The sequence below is a fragment of the Candidatus Rokuibacteriota bacterium genome (genome assembly GCA_030647435.1).
Lineage (GTDB): Bacteria > Methylomirabilota > Methylomirabilia > Rokubacteriales > CSP1-6 > AR37.
In genome coordinates this window covers 1-10,761 of record JAUSJX010000067.1, presented here as the reverse complement: position 1 = coordinate 10,761, position 10,761 = coordinate 1, and the positions used below count along the sequence as shown (strand labels likewise).

General features: G+C 68.5%; 13 protein-coding genes. 11 read left to right on the top strand and 2 right to left on the bottom strand.

Annotated elements, in window-relative coordinates; all coding sequences use genetic code 11:
- Window positions 1-281: 281 nt before the first annotated feature.
- Together Q7W02_12425 and Q7W02_12420 are read right to left on the bottom strand one after the other, a co-directional pair.
- Window positions 282-1,655 carry a phosphomannomutase/phosphoglucomutase gene (locus tag Q7W02_12425; protein ID MDO8476973.1) on the bottom strand — a complete coding sequence of 458 codons (1,374 nt, stop codon included), beginning with the start codon at window positions 1,653-1,655 and terminating at the stop codon, window positions 282-284.
- Window positions 1,656-1,768: 113 nt separating this feature from the next.
- Window positions 1,769-2,161, bottom strand: coding sequence for a RidA family protein (locus Q7W02_12420; protein ID MDO8476972.1), 393 nt, complete (start codon window positions 2,159-2,161; stop codon window positions 1,769-1,771).
- A gap of 454 nt (window positions 2,162-2,615) precedes the next feature.
- On the opposite strand from Q7W02_12420, the gene Q7W02_12415 reads away from it, so the two are divergent.
- The 11 genes from Q7W02_12415 to Q7W02_12365 all read left to right on the top strand — a co-directional run bounded on the left by Q7W02_12415 (window position 2,616) and on the right by Q7W02_12365 (window position 10,454).
- The gene (locus Q7W02_12415) at window positions 2,616-3,263 is read left to right on the top strand and encodes a hypothetical protein (protein MDO8476971.1); all 648 of its coding nucleotides are present in this window, start codon (window positions 2,616-2,618) and stop codon (window positions 3,261-3,263) included.
- A gap of 15 nt (window positions 3,264-3,278) precedes the next feature.
- On the top strand, window positions 3,279-3,785 hold the full coding sequence (locus tag Q7W02_12410; protein MDO8476970.1) for a TIGR00725 family protein: 507 nt from the start codon (window positions 3,279-3,281) through the stop codon (window positions 3,783-3,785).
- On the top strand, window positions 3,782-4,828 hold the full coding sequence (locus tag Q7W02_12405; GenBank protein ID MDO8476969.1) for an ABC transporter ATP-binding protein: 1,047 nt from the start codon (window positions 3,782-3,784) through the stop codon (window positions 4,826-4,828). Before Q7W02_12410 ends, Q7W02_12405 begins: the two co-directional genes overlap by 4 nt.
- A gap of 14 nt (window positions 4,829-4,842) precedes the next feature.
- The gene (locus tag Q7W02_12400; GenBank protein MDO8476968.1) at window positions 4,843-5,979 is read left to right on the top strand and encodes an extracellular solute-binding protein; all 1,137 of its coding nucleotides are present in this window, start codon (window positions 4,843-4,845) and stop codon (window positions 5,977-5,979) included.
- A 77-nt stretch (window positions 5,980-6,056) separates the two neighbouring features.
- Window positions 6,057-6,737 (top strand): ABC transporter permease subunit, encoded by a 681-nt coding sequence (locus Q7W02_12395; protein MDO8476967.1) that lies wholly within the window; start codon window positions 6,057-6,059, stop codon window positions 6,735-6,737.
- Complete coding sequence (locus tag Q7W02_12390; GenBank protein MDO8476966.1) at window positions 6,715-7,539, top strand: ABC transporter permease subunit; 825 nt, start codon at window positions 6,715-6,717, stop codon at window positions 7,537-7,539. Before Q7W02_12395 ends, Q7W02_12390 begins: the two co-directional genes overlap by 23 nt.
- A 59-nt stretch (window positions 7,540-7,598) precedes the next feature.
- Window positions 7,599-7,751: a hypothetical protein gene (locus Q7W02_12385; GenBank protein ID MDO8476965.1), complete on the top strand. Its 153-nt coding sequence runs from the start codon at window positions 7,599-7,601 to the stop codon at window positions 7,749-7,751.
- An 11-nt stretch (window positions 7,752-7,762) separates the two neighbouring features.
- Window positions 7,763-8,485 carry an alpha/beta fold hydrolase gene (locus Q7W02_12380; GenBank protein ID MDO8476964.1) on the top strand — a complete coding sequence of 241 codons (723 nt, stop codon included), beginning with the start codon at window positions 7,763-7,765 and terminating at the stop codon, window positions 8,483-8,485.
- Window positions 8,486-8,494: 9 nt separating this feature from the next.
- On the top strand, window positions 8,495-8,878 hold the full coding sequence (locus tag Q7W02_12375; GenBank protein MDO8476963.1) for a carboxymuconolactone decarboxylase family protein: 384 nt from the start codon (window positions 8,495-8,497) through the stop codon (window positions 8,876-8,878).
- Window positions 8,869-9,642: an inositol monophosphatase family protein gene (locus Q7W02_12370; GenBank protein MDO8476962.1), complete on the top strand. Its 774-nt coding sequence runs from the start codon at window positions 8,869-8,871 to the stop codon at window positions 9,640-9,642. Before Q7W02_12375 ends, Q7W02_12370 begins: the two co-directional genes overlap by 10 nt.
- Before the next feature lie 17 nt (window positions 9,643-9,659).
- Complete coding sequence (locus Q7W02_12365) at window positions 9,660-10,454, top strand: GNAT family N-acetyltransferase (GenBank protein MDO8476961.1); 795 nt, start codon at window positions 9,660-9,662, stop codon at window positions 10,452-10,454.
- Window positions 10,455-10,761: the final 307 nt, after the last annotated feature.

The following is a 10,761-nucleotide window of genomic DNA, read 5'->3' as shown; positions in this document are numbered from 1 at the left end:
GTGCGGCCTGAACGCCATGTCCCCACGTCGATTGCCACGGCGTACGAGCTCCTGGCTCGCGCGCTGTTGCAACGCCTCCCGTGCCGCTCGTGTGGGCGGTCGCCAGAGACCGGCTGATGGTTTCTAACACAGTAGTACTAGGAGCGTGTCGGAGTAATGGGTTTGACGACACTGCGACGAAGAATGCAATCGCGCATTTGGCTCAGGATCAACGATCTCGATCCGACCAATACGTTTCGTACCCCCCAAAATCGACGTCGGAGCGTTTCTCCGACACGCTCCTAGGTGGGGAGGGTCACAAAGGGGTAGCGGCGGAGGGCGTCGAAGACCTCGGCCTTCATTCGCTCCACGGCCTCGGCGCTCCGGCCCTCGAAGCGCAGGGTCAGGTATGGGTTGGTGTTGGACGCGCGCACGAGCCCCCACCCGTCGGGGAAGAGGATGCGCGCGCCGTCGATCTCGATGATCTCGTAGCGCCGCTTGAACTCGGCGGTAAGCTCGGCGATCACGGCGAACTTCCTGTCGTCCGGGCAGGAGGCCTTCAGCTCCGGCGTCGAGTGGAAATGCGGCAGGGTGTCGAAGTGGGCGGAGACCGGCCGCGGGTCGCGCGCCATCAGCTCGAGGATCTTGCACGACGCCAGGATGCCGTCGTCCACGCCGTACCAGTTCTCGCCGAAGAACATGTGCCCCGAGACCTCGCCGCCCAGCAGGATCCCGTCCTCGCGCATCTTGCGCTTGAGGTGGGAGTGGCCCGTCTTCCACATGACGGGCTTGCCGCCGTGGGCCCGCACGTCGTCCACGAGCGCCTGGGAGGACTTGACGTCGAAGACCACCTGCGCGCCGGGATGGCGGGTCAGGAGGTCTCGGGCCAGGAGCGCCAGGATGAGGTCGGCCTCATGGCGGCGGCCGCGCTCGTCCACGACGCCCACGCGGTCGGCGTCGCCGTCGTAGGCGAGCCCGATGTCCGCGCGCGTCTCGAGCACCTTGGCGACGAGGTCGCGCGTGTTCTCCTCCATCTCGGGATCGGGCAGGTGGTTGGGGAAGGTGCCGTCGGACTCGCAGTAGAGCTCGATCACCTCAGAGCCCAGCCGGCGCAGCAGCTCGGGGGCGAAGCTGCCCGCGATGCCGTTGCCGGCATCGACCACGACCTTCAGCCGGCGCGAGAGCGTCACGCTCGAGGTGATGGCGTCGAAGTACTCCGTGCGGGGGTTCCGCATGGTCCGCGCGCCGCCGCCGCGCTCGAAGCCTCCGCTCGTGATCGTCGCCAGGAGACCCTGGATCTCCTCCTCGGTCAGCGGCGCGGCGCCCGCGAGGACCATCTTGACGCCGTTGTCGGAGACGGGGTTGTGGCTGCCGGTGACGGTGGCGCCGCCGTCGAGCTTCCAGTGCGCGACCGCGAAGTAGAGGAGCGGGGTGTGGTTGACTCCGATGTCCACGACGTCGAGCCCCGTCGACAGCATGCCGGCGGCAAAAGCCTCCTTGAGAGGCGGCGACGTCGTGCGGTTGTCCATGCCGAGCGCGACGGCGCGACCGCCCCGCCGGCGGACGAGCGTGCCGTAGGCGCGGCCGACCTCGGCGAAGACCTCCGGCGTGATGTCGATGCCGACCTTGCCTCGGACGTCGTACGCGCGGAAGATGAACGGGTTGATGTCGGTCACGATCTATTCAGCCCTCGCCTCACCGCTTATCCACTCGGGCCTCGCCTCACGCCTTCGCCGCTCAGCTCGAACTGCCACCCCTGTGGCTCCTCGGCAGCGTTTCGGCTCGAACATCAAATGCACGCGATGGCTTCGACTTCGATGAGCCAGTCGGGATGGGCGAGTGCCGCGACGGCGACGAGCGTGGAGGCGGGGCCCTTCTTGCCGAAGAACTCCTCCCGCACCGGGATCAGGTCCTGACGATGGCGGATGTCGGTCAGATAGGTGTTGATCTTGACGATGGAGGCCATGGTGCCGCCTCCAGCCTCGACCTGGGCCTTGATGGCCCGGAACGCTTCCCGCGCCTGAGCCGCGAGGTCGCCGCGGTGGGCCGGCTGGCCCTTGTCGTCGTAAGCGACCTGTCCCGCGAGGAAGAGGATGGTCTGGGCGCCCGTGACCTTGACGCCCTGAGAGTAGGTGGGAGGGTCGAAGACGCCGGGAGCGCAGTACCGCTCGATCTTGGCCATGCGAATCTCCTTGAGGGACGCCGGGTCTTGGGCGAATATGACGACGCCGCGCGGGTCCGTTGCTCCATACGCTAGTGGCCCCGGGCGTGACAGTCAACCCCAATAAGGGCCGAACGCCACTTGACGCAGCGCCTGTTTGGGCAGATCCTCGGGCGCATCGAGCGACTCGCGTGGCGTCCGACCTGAGCTGGGCCGCCGCACCCGGAAGGACGGGGATGAGCAGCAGCAAACGGCGTGGCGGTGGTGTCTTTGGAAGACATGGTCGGAGCGACCAAATTCGGAAGCAACGGGTCGCACAGACCCCAGGGTTCACCAGAATGACTGCCGTTAAGATGTTAGGAAGCGTGGGCGAGCTGACCGACGGGACGGGCGGCTCAGTGGACGTCGTCACGGAGGCGAAAATCGGACCATATCGGAAATCCCGGTTGAGCGCTACCAGCCCGAAGAGGTCGTGATGTGGTGCCCGTCCTGCATCTACTTCTACGATGAGGTCCGCCGGGCCCGGCTTCCCTTCAAGGTCAGTCATGCCGCGGAGTTTCTCGTCTCGCGGCTGTCGGAGCTCCGGTTCACCCGGCGCGTGAATGCCTCGGTCGCCCTCCACTGCCACAATTCGACGGAACCCGGGCGGCGCGAGGGACTTGCGGGGCAGCGGCTGCTCGAGGCGGTGCCGGGGCTTCGCTACGTGGAGATCGAGCCCGACCCGCGCTTCGGCCGGAGCTGCACGCCGTCCGTCCAGCAGCAGGTCGGGCTCGACGTCTGGAACGGGGTGGCGCGCGAAGAGATCGACCGCGCCTGCGCGGCGGGCGCCGACACCCTCGCCACGATCTACCACGGCTGCCAGCGCTATATCTGCGTCTTCGAGCCCGAGCGCCCGATCGCGATCGAGCACTACCTCTCGGTTTTTGCCCGCGGGCTCGGCATCGAGTTCGAGGACAAGTTCAAGAAGTACCGCCTCTGGCAGGATCCGGAGCGCGTCCTCGCAGAGACCACGCCCTGCCGGCGCGCGAACAATGTGGACGCCGCGCGCGCTCGCGAAGTGGTGCGGGACGCATTCGGTCCGCTTCCGTCGGCTCGCGACGCGGCGCATTCGCCGCCGTCGTAGCAGCGGCTCCCGCTGATGCCGGTCGTCCAGCATATCGGCGTGGTCGGGGAGGGGTCGTGCTCCAAGCGCACGGCGGCCCTCGCGCGACGCGTGGGCGATGCCGTCGCGCGAGCCGGCGCCGTGCTCATTTCGGGTGGGCGCGGGGGCGTCATGGAGGCCGCCTCGCGGGGCGCGGCGGAAGCCGGCGGTGTGGTGGTGGGCATTCTGCCGGGCTTCAGACGGCAGGACGCCAACCGGTGGGTCACCGTGCCTATCGTGACCGGGATGGACCAGGCGCGCAATGTGATCCTGGTCCGTTCGTGCGACGCGCTGATCGCCGTGGGTGGGATGTACGGCACGCTCTCCGAGATCGCGCTTGCGCTCAAGCTGGGTATTCCCGTTGTCGGCTTGGGCACGTGGCGGCTGCGCCAGCCGCAGGGCCGGCGCGTGCCCATCGTTCGAGCCGCGACGCCAGAAGCCGCCGTGAGGCGCGCGATCCGCGCCGCCGGGCCCGCCCGCCGGGCCGCCGGCTGGCTCTCGTGATCCCCGTCCGCATCGAAGCGGTCGCGAAGCGCTTTGGCTTGGTCGAGGCGCTTCGGGGCGTGACGATCGAGTTCGGCGCGGGCAAGCTGACCGCCATCCTCGGTCCGTCGGGCTGCGGGAAGACCACGCTGCTCCGGGCCATCGCGGGCTTTGCGCCTGTCGACGCGGGCCGTATCTTCTTCGACCGGGACGACGTCACGGCGCTGCCGCCGCAGGTGCGTGGGACGGCCATGGTCTTCCAGAACTACGCGCTCTGGCCCCACATGAGTGTCTTCGACAATGTCGCCTACGGTTTGCGTCGCAAGCGGCTGCCATCCGGGGACATCCGGCGGCGAGTACTGGCGGCCCTCGACCTCGTCGAGATCGGCGATGCCGCCGGCATCGCGCAGCGCAAGCCGGGGGCGCTCTCGGGTGGTCAGCAGCAGCGCGTGGCGCTGGCGCGCGCCCTTGTCGTGGAGCCACGCGTGCTGCTGCTGGACGAGCCACTCTCCAACCTCGACGCCAAGGTGCGCCAGCGGCTGCGCATCGAGGTCCGCCGGCTCCAGCGCCGCATCGGGACGACCATGATCTACGTGACGCACGATCAGGAGGAGGCGCTTGCCATCGCCGACCGTGTGGTGCTGATGCACGCGGGCGATGTGGTGCAGGAGGGCTCGCCCGAACAGATCTATCTGGAACCGACGAGCGCCTTCGCCGCGGATTTCCTCGGCGTGTCGAACCGGCTCGACGCCACGGCCGAGGCCGGGTTGCTGCGGATGGGCGAACAGGCGCTGGCGTACGCGGGGCCGCTCCGCGGGCCAGTGCAGGCGATCGTACGCTCGTCCGACCTGTCGCTCGATGCATCGCTCGAGCAGGGCGCGGTGACAACGCTCAAGGGCGTCCTCGAGGAAAGCCTGTTCCTGGGCGCGCACTATCGCCACTACGTGCGGGTGGGTGACGCGGTGCTGCTGGTGGACGGGCCTGCCCCCGCGAAGCCCGGCGCCGTGGAGATTCGAATTCCCGTCAGCCGGCTGCGGGTCTACCCGGGAGCCGGCCATCCATGAAAGGAGACATCACCATGCTGTTTCGATTCGTGGCCGTTCTCGCCGCCGCGCTCGCGCTGACGGCGCCCGCCGCGGCGCAAACGCGGCTCAATGTCGCCATCGGCGCCGATGTCAACGTGGTCGAGGTCCACAAGAGCCTGCTCGGTCCCGGCTTCAAGGCGACGGCGCCCGGGGTCGAGCTCAATGTCGTCGGCACGGGCACCGGCGAGCCCGCCAGTCGCGCCATCTACACCAAGATCAAGGCCCAGGCCGATACCGGCCGGAAGCCCTGGGACCTCGACGTGGCGCTCGTGAGCATGGCCGTGGCCTCCCAGATGGTCAAGGAAGGGCTGCTCTTCCGCTTCGTGCCGCAGATGAGGAATGCCGCGCTGGTCAAGGGCGCCGAGGTCAAGGAGGCCTTCGGCGTCAACGTGGATGGCTATGTCGTGCCGATGTTCCACAACCAGATCGCCATCGCCTATCACCCGTCGAAAGTCGCCAACCCGCCCAAGACCTTCGACGAGCTGGCCGCGTGGGTGAAGGCGAATCCGAACCGCTTCGGCTACAACGGCATCAAGGGCGGTGTCTCGGGCGTCGGCTTCACCATTGGCTGGGTGTACTGGAAGACGGGCCTCTATCAGCAGCTGACGCAGGGCCCGGTGGACAAGGGCAAGGACGGCGCCATCCGCGAGGCCATCACGTCACTTCGCGACTTCAACAAGAACGCCGTGATCACCAACGGCAATGCGGGGACGCTGGACGCTCTCAACCGGGGCGAGATCTGGATGGGCGTGGTCTGGATAGACCAGCTGGTCGCCTGGAAGAACGAGGGGCGCATGGATCAGGCCGTGACGCCGACGCTGCCGGCGCCCGGCCTGCCGATCTACCCGCTCTATCTGGTCGTGCCGCGCGAGGCCGCCAGCCGTGATCTGGCGGCGCGCTACATCGACTACATCGCCACGCCCGAGGTCCAGGCGCGGGCGATCGTGGAGCGCTTCGGCTGGTACCCCGGTGTCGATGCCGACAAGGTGCTGCCGCTGATCAGCGCCAAGAGCCGCGAGCTGCTGTTCAAGGGCGTGTCGGCCCAGGATCTCGCGCGCTACTCGCGCCAGATGCCGCTCAAGGAATACCACGACATGATCACGCTGGCCTACGAGGAGCTCGTCCGATAACGACGCGCGAGCGCATCGTCTGGACCCTCGCGTGCAGCCCGCCCCTGGCCATCCTCGGGGCCGTCTTCGTGTGGCCCGTGGGCGTTTCGCTCGTCGCGAGCTTCTCGCGGGAGGGACAGTGGACGCTCGCGAACTACGAGACCGTCTGGCGGCTCTACGCGCGGGACGTGCTCTACACGGTCGGAGTAGCCGCGGCGGGGTCGATCCTGACCTTCGCCGCGGCCATCCCGCTCTGCGGGTGGCTGCGCGCGCGGGCGTTCGGTCCCGTCGAGTTCTTGCTGAAGGTGCCCCTCTTCGTGCCGTTCGTGGTGGTGGGCCATGCGCTCCGCGTGTTCTGGAGCCCGTATCTCCCCGGGTTCGCGACCTCATGGCTGGGGATCGCCGCGGCGCTCGCCTGGAAGCACCTCGGGCTGGCGGTGCTCCTGCTGCTCGGGGCCTTCCGAGGCGTTGACGAGAGCTTCCTCGAGGCCGCGCGGCAGCTCGGCAGCGGCACCACGCGCGTCACCCGCGACATCCTCGTGCCCATGGCGGCGCCGGCCCTTGCGGTGAGCGCGGTGCTGATCTTCTCCTCCATGCTCGCGTCATTCTCCATCCCGCTCATGCTCGGGCGAGGGAGCGGGGCGCAGATGCTGATGATCGACGTCTACTACCGCTTCGGCCAACACGGCGACTTCGAGACGGCCTCGGCGCTTGGAGTGGTGTCCTACCTTTTGGCGATAGGCGCGGCGCTCGTCTATGTCCGGCGCCTCACGCACTAGCCGCACGCTGGGCGGGCTCACGGCGCGGCTCGTGGCGCTCGGGCTCGCGGCCTTCGTCATCGTCGGGCCCCTTCTGAGCTTGGGATTGTGGTCGCTGGCCGAGCGCTGGACCTATCCCGCGGCGTGGCCCCAGCGCCTGGGTCTCCGCTACTGGTCACGGATGCTCACCGGCGACTTCCTCGATCCGCTCAAGACCGGCCTCGGCATCGCCGTGATCGTCACCGCGGCGGCGCTCCTCTGCGCCGTGCCGCTGGGCTATGCCCTGGCGCGGCTCGCATTCCCCGGCCGGACGCTGGTGCTGCTCGCCTTCCTCCTGCCTCAGGCCTTCCCGCAGCTGCCGGTCTTCGCGGCGGCGACGCGCGAGTTCTACCGGTGGGGTCTGGCGGGCACGGTGACGGGCGTCGTGCTGGTGCACCTGGTGGGCGGTCTCGTCTTCGCCGTATGGACCATGGCCGCGGTGTTCCGGTCTATCGACCCGGTTCTCGAGGAGGCGGCGCACAACCTCGGCGCCTCCGCGACGCGGGCCTTCCTGACGGTGTCGCTCCCGCTGGCGGTGCCCGGCATCGTGGCGAGCGCGCTCCTCGTCTTCCTCTACTCTCTCGACGAGTTCACGGGGACGCTGCTCGTTGGGGCGCCCTTCGTGACGACACTGCCTGTCTACATGTACACGGCAAGCCAGGGCTATGAGCTTCAGATCGCCTCGGTGACGGCCCTCGTGTTGATGGTGCCTGGCGCGGTCCTGCTGCTGCTCCTCGAGCGTGTGCTGCGCGCGGAATACCTGACCTTCTTCGGACAGATCTGAGCGCGCCCCTCCCTGACGGCGTCCGGATGGAGTAGACTCCCGAGTCTGGAGGAACTCCCATGTACGAGGTTTACGTGCTCAAGTACTCGGAACGCGACACGACGGCCTGCCGGTTCTTCTACCGCGAGTCGTCGCACGAGACGCTCACGCTCGACTACTACGTCTGGCTGATCCTGGGCGGCCCGCAGCCGATCCTCGTGGATACGGGATAAGAGGATTGGACATGGCGAACGAGTACGTGCTCGTCCACGGCGCCTGCCACGGCGCGTGGTGCTGGGATGAGGTGGCGGCGCGGCTTCGCGCCAAGGGGCACCGTGTCGTCACCCTCGACCTCCCGGGCCACGGGAGGCGCGCGGCCGAGGTGCGCCGCGCGGGCGTCGAAGCCTATGGGCGCGCGGTGGCGGACGCCATGGCGCTCGAGGGCATCAGCCGCGCAGTGCTGGTCGGCCACTCCATGGGCGGACTCGTGATACCGAAGGCGGCGGAGCTGGCCCCCGCGCGCGTCGCCCACCTGGTCTTCCTGGCCGCCGTGGTCGTGCCCGACCGGGGAAGCCTGGCGGGGACGCTGATGACGTCCGCCGGCCGCGCGATGATGACCGGCAACGCCGCCGCGCGCGGCGACGGAACCTTCCTCTACCCGGCCGAAGTCGCCTGGGCGCGCTGGATGGGCGACATGCCAAGGAGCGACCCGCGCGTATCGAGCGCGATCTCGCTCCTCACGCCGCAGGCCCTCCGGCCGTTCGTCGAGTCCGTGGACCTCCGCGTCTTCTACGGGATGCGCGTGCCCCGCACCTACATTCGCTGTCTTCAAGATAAGGCCGTCGTGCCGGCGAGGGCCGCCGACTGCGCGGCCCGGCTCGGCGTGAAGCCGGTGGACATGGACTGCGCCCACAACGCGATGCTCTCGCAGCCCGACGAGCTGGTGCGGATCCTCGAGAAGATCTAGGAGATCTCCATGGACGAGGCGCTCAGGGAGAAGACCAAGAAGACGGCGAAGATGCTCTTCCACACGCTCAAGGACGGCGTGGGCTTCGAGGACTGGAAGAAGCTCGACAAGGACCTTGCGCGCGAGCTCTCGCTCTTTTTCGTCGGCAAGCTCTACAGCCGCGAAGTCATCTCGCAGAAGCAGCGCGAGCTCTGCGCCGTCGCCTCGCTGACCGTGCTGAACCGCGAGCGCGAGGTCCGCGCCCACATTCACGCGGCGCTGAACGTGGGCGCCACGAGGCAGGAGGTGGCCGAGGTCATCTTCCAGCAGGTGACGTACGGCGGCATGCCGGTGGTGGTGGAGGCGCTCCGCGTCTTCAAGGAGGTGCTTGAGGAGCGAGGGGAGTGGGAGTGACCGCGCAGCACCCTACAGTCGCGGCGGCCCTCGAGGCCGCGCGGGCCGCCGGCGAGATAGCCATGAAGTACTACCGGGGCGGCTTCGAGGTCACCATCAAGGCCGACAAGACGCCGGTGACCCAGGCAGACCAGGAGGCCGAGAAGGCGATCCGCGCCATCCTCGCGCGCGCCACACCCGGCTGCGGCTTCCTCGGCGAGGAGTTCGGCCAGGAGGGCTCGACTAGGAGGCGGTGGATCATCGACCCCATCGACGGGACCAAGAACTTCATCCGGCACATCCCCATCTGGGCCGTGCTGATCGCCCTCGAGGAAGACGGGCAGGTGACGACGGGGGTGGTCCACAATCCGGCGACAGGTGAGCTCTTCTGGGCGCGCAAGGGCGACGGCGCCTGGGCCAATGGAGAGCGGATCCACGTGTCGCGGTGCTCAAAGATGGGCGACGCCTTCCTCATCCACTCGGCCCTGAACATCCTGCGCGCGGCGGGCTACTGGCAGGGATTCGAGCGGCTCGTGGACGCGACGGCTCGCCAGCGCGGCTTCGGCGACTACTACGGCTACTGCGTGGTGGCGGCGGGCAAGGCGGAGATCTACGCCGAGGCCGACCTCAAACCCTGGGACGTGGCGCCGATGAAGATCCTCATCGAGGAGGCGGGAGGCAGGCTCACAGACTTCGCCGGCAAGCCCGACATCTACACGGGCTCGGTGCTGGCGACCAACGGCCTGCTCCACGACGAGGTCCTGCGCCTCCTCAAGCGTGGCTGACGGGCAGCGCGGCTGACGTGACGGACTGGGGCCGCGTCGCCATTCGCGTCGACCAGGAGCACGAGGCGCTCGGCCACCGGACGTTCAAGGCCGCCGGAGCCGTGTTCGTCAGGAACCCCGAGCTGCCCGACATCCACGTCGCCAACTTCGCGCGGTCGGTGAGAGCGGATTCTCCCGACGAGATCGAAGGGGTGCTCGCGCGCGCCGAGCGCGAGTTCGCCGGCTGTCCTCACCGGTGCTTCGAGGTCGACCTCGACACGCCTCCCACGTTCGAGGGGCGGCTGGTGTTCGAGGGCTACGAGGCGCGCGACTTCGTGTTGATGGTGCTGGAGGGCGAGCTTGAGGGCCGGCCGAAAGCGGCGGATCTCCGCCTCGCCGCCGACCTGAAGGGCTGGGCCGAGGCCGACCGTCTCAAGAAGCTCGACTGGGCGGAGGTGCGCGCCAAGCTCGGACGCGACCCGCTCCCCAAAGTTGGAGAGCGCCTGGCCCGGCTTGCCCGGCTCAAGACGCCGCCCGACCGCAAGTGGCTCGCCTACGTGGACGGAGAAGCGCGCGGCATGGCCTCGGCCTGGGACGGCGTGGACGGTGCCGGGCAGGTGGAGGACGTCTTCGTCGAGCCGGAGTACCGCCACCGTGGGCTCGGCACCGCCCTGATCCACTGCTGCGTGGCCGATTGCCGCGCACGGGGCTCGAACGCGGTCGTCATCGTCGCCGACGCCGGGGATACGCCCCAGGCGATGTACGCGGCGATGGGCTTCCGCCATGTCGCGACCAAGCGCCGCTACGTGCTGTACCCAAAATCCGGTTGCTGAGTGGCGGAGACATGACCGATACGCAGGCGCAACCCGCGCCCATCTTTCGAGGAGGCCTGCCGGATCCTCTAGCCCGGACTATGCGTGAACACATGCGCCACCCTCACCCCGACCCTCTCCCTCTCCGAGGGAGAGGGAGCCGTTTCGATCCCCTCGCCCCCGGAGGGGGAGAGGGACAGGGTGAGGGGGCGCATAGGACGCGGAACACGCGTTCGTGAATAGCGGTCGTATGCCGCTCCGCGGCCGGAGATCGGAAAGTAACATTGTGCGAGGACGGGGGATCGGTTAGGGTGCCCGCGGATGTGTC

Excerpts from the sequence above, each read along its gene's own strand:
- Q7W02_12420 (MDO8476972.1), bottom strand. The coding sequence starts at position 2,161 with ATGGCCAAGATCGAGCGGTACTGCGCTCCCGGCGTCTTCGACCCTCCC.
- Q7W02_12415 (MDO8476971.1), top strand. The coding sequence starts at position 2,616 with ATGTGGTGCCCGTCCTGCATCTACTTCTACGATGAGGTCCGCCGGGCC.
- Q7W02_12410 (MDO8476970.1), top strand. The coding sequence starts at position 3,279 with ATGCCGGTCGTCCAGCATATCGGCGTGGTCGGGGAGGGGTCGTGCTCC.
- Q7W02_12400 (MDO8476968.1), top strand. The coding sequence starts at position 4,843 with ATGCTGTTTCGATTCGTGGCCGTTCTCGCCGCCGCGCTCGCGCTGACG.
- Q7W02_12390 (MDO8476966.1), top strand. The coding sequence starts at position 6,715 with ATGTCCGGCGCCTCACGCACTAGCCGCACGCTGGGCGGGCTCACGGCG.
- Q7W02_12385 (MDO8476965.1), top strand. The coding sequence starts at position 7,599 with ATGTACGAGGTTTACGTGCTCAAGTACTCGGAACGCGACACGACGGCC.
- Q7W02_12380 (MDO8476964.1), top strand. The coding sequence starts at position 7,763 with ATGGCGAACGAGTACGTGCTCGTCCACGGCGCCTGCCACGGCGCGTGG.
- Q7W02_12375 (MDO8476963.1), top strand. The coding sequence starts at position 8,495 with ATGGACGAGGCGCTCAGGGAGAAGACCAAGAAGACGGCGAAGATGCTC.